1 protein-coding gene is annotated in these 267 nt (G+C 33.7%); it reads right to left on the bottom strand.

Going from position 1 to position 267, the window contains the following annotated elements:
* The coding region (locus ACJ5GX_RS08175; protein ID WP_495292901.1) for an IS4 family transposase at nucleotides 1-267 on the bottom strand (267 nt) is incomplete at both ends.

Below are 267 nucleotides of genomic sequence, written 5' to 3'. Positions count from 1 at the left end.
GATCATTTTTTCTAGCCAAATGTCCTCCAAGTTGAGCAATCCATGAAACAGCTTCTTTTATAGTAGGAGTTGCATTTGAACATGGTTTTCTATGTATTTTTACATATAGAACTTTCCATTCTTCTTTGGCTAATAAGGTAGTACACGGTAATGTTGGATCAGTTCTTGCAATTGTTGTAATAAAGAAAATTCTCCAAGCAATAATACTCATTACTGTTAAATATCGCATCAACCTTTCTGCTGTTCCAAGCCTACATTCTTCAACTT

This window comes from Wolbachia endosymbiont of Tuta absoluta (genome assembly GCF_059414725.1).
This window is presented reverse-complemented; position numbering and strand designations above follow the sequence as displayed.